Annotated in this window: 2 protein-coding genes; one reads left to right on the top strand and one right to left on the bottom strand. The window is 53.2% G+C overall.

Annotation, left to right across the window (positions count from 1 at the left end):
* The first annotated feature begins 9 nt into the window (after positions 1–9).
* Positions 10–1,404, top strand: coding sequence for a tRNA uridine-5-carboxymethylaminomethyl(34) synthesis GTPase MnmE (gene mnmE / locus C7B77_RS28715; protein ID WP_106313117.1), 1,395 nt, complete (start codon positions 10–12; stop codon positions 1,402–1,404).
* 70 nt (positions 1,405–1,474) lie between these two features.
* On the opposite strand, the gene C7B77_RS28710 is transcribed toward mnmE, so the two are convergent.
* On the bottom strand, positions 1,475–2,207 hold a 733-nt coding region (locus C7B77_RS28710; protein ID WP_106313114.1), incomplete at its 5' end, for a nitrate ABC transporter ATP-binding protein.

Genomic DNA, 2,207 nt, shown 5'->3' with positions numbered 1-2,207 from the left:
GACTCAATTATGCAAACTGGAACCATTGTAGCGATCGCCACGGCGGTAGTCCCCCAACAAGGTAGCGTCGGAATCGTGCGCCTGTCGGGAGTTGATGCCGTCGCGATCGCGCGGCAAATTTTTAGAACTCCCGGTCGGCAAGAGTGGGAAAGTCATCGGATTTTGTACGGATACGTGCGACATCCGCAGACAGAGCTGACGATCGATGAAGCCTTATTACTCGTAATGCTCGCCCCACGATCGTATACCCGCGAGGATGTGGTCGAAATTCACAGTCATGGCGGCATTATCCTTGTGCAGCAGATTCTCCAGTTGTGCGTCGAATGTGGTGCCAAACTCGCCGAACCTGGCGAATTTACCCTGCGGGCTTTTCTCAATGGGCGGATCGATTTGACACAAGCTGAAAGTATCAGCGATCTCGTCGGCGCGCTCTCTCCCGCTGCCGCTCAGACAGCAATTGCCGGACTACAGGGCAAATTACGCAAACCGATCGTCCGCTTGCGAGCGCAAGCCTTAGATTTACTCGCAGAGATCGAGGCTAGAATCGATTTTGAGGAGGATTTACCACCATTGGACTTAGTTGATGTCACGGCAAATTTAAAGGCATTAGCGGCGGAAATTGGCAGGATTGCGGCCACCGCCGACCGGGGGGAATTGCTGCGCAGCGGTTTGAAAGTAGCCATCCTCGGACAGCCGAATGTGGGCAAGTCCAGCCTGTTAAATGCTTGGAGTCGCAGCGATCGAGCGATCGTCACCCCACTCCCAGGTACCACGCGAGATGTGGTCGAATCCCGCCTCGTTGTCGGCGGCATTCCCGTCCAGGTATTAGATACTGCCGGAATTAGAGATACTAGCGATGTCGTCGAACAAATCGGTGTCGCGCGCTCCCGCGCCGCTGCCCAAGCAGCAGACCTCATCTTACTGACGATCGACGCTCAAATCGGCTGGACGGAAGTAGAGACCGAAATCTATCAAGAAATTGCCAATATCCCCACGATTGTTGTCGTCAATAAAGTCGATCTCGTCACCACCGTGCCCAAGCTAGATCTACCCACAGGAATTAGCGCAGTAGTCGAAACTGCGGCAGCAATAACCGCCGACACCACCGAACCCAACGCACTGGGAATCGATTGCTTAGAAGCCGCAATCCTATCGATCGTCGCAGGCGGCAAACTCCACGCCGCCAATATCGATATCGCTATCAACCAACGCCAAGCCGCCGCCCTGATCCGCGCCCAAACAGCACTTCAACAAGTCTTAATGACGATCGATTCCCAACTCCCCCTCGACTTCTGGACGATCGACTTACGTGAAGCTATTAGAGCATTAGGCGAAATCACAGGCGAAGAAGTGACCGAATCAGTACTCGATCGAATTTTTAGTCGTTTTTGTATCGGGAAGTAAGCCTGATTTCAGAGCATCGAGAATCTAAGCAATCTTTTTATTAAAGTTATTCAGAGCCTTTGAGATTAACCTAATCATCTAGATGAGCGTAGCGATTGAAGAGGAAGTCGAGGGCATAATTGCGCAGGTCGATATAGGTCTTAGTTGCCATGATTTTCTCGCGATTGCGAGGTCGCTCGAAGGGGATATCTAATACTTCACCGATTTTAGCAGCGGGGCCGTTGGTCATCATTACCAATCGATCGGCTAGATACAAGGCTTCGTCGATATCGTGGGTAATCATTAACACTGTGACTTGATGTTCGCTCCAAATCGTCAGGAGTTCGTCTTGTAATTCTTCTTTGGTGATGGCATCGAGTGCGCCGAAGGGTTCGTCGAGGATGAGGACTTGGGGTTTAATGGCGAGGGCGCGGGCGATCGCGACGCGTTGTTTCATGCCGCCAGAGAGTTGTCCGGGTTTTTTGCTGGCGGATTCGGTAAGTCCGACCATGTTGAGGTGTTCGCGGACGATTTCTTTTTTCTGGGCTTCGGTGTGGGTGGGATAGACGGAATCGACGGCGAGGTAGATGTTGTCGTAGGCGGTGAGCCAGGGGAGAAGGCAGTAGTTTTGGAATACCATCATCCGATCGGGGCCGGGTTCGGTAATCTGACTGCCTTGGAGGGTGACGGTGCCGCTGGTGGGGGTGTTGAAGCCGGAGACCATGTTCAGGAGGGTGGATTTGCCGCAGCCGGAGTGGCCGATGAGGCAGATGAATTCGCCTTCGTTGACTTCGAGGTCGATGCCGTCGAGGATGGTGGCGGGG

Source organism: Chamaesiphon polymorphus CCALA 037 (assembly GCF_003003845.1).
GTDB classification, from domain to species: domain Bacteria; phylum Cyanobacteriota; class Cyanobacteriia; order Cyanobacteriales; family Chamaesiphonaceae; genus Chamaesiphon; species Chamaesiphon polymorphus.
Note: the sequence above shows the minus strand (reverse complement) of the source record. Positions and strands in the feature narration are given on the sequence as shown.

What these genes read in the sequence shown, in the direction of transcription:
- mnmE (WP_106313117.1), top strand. Translation starts at nt 10, where the DNA reads ATGCAAACTGGAACCATTGTAGCGATCGCCACGGCGGTAGTCCCCCAA.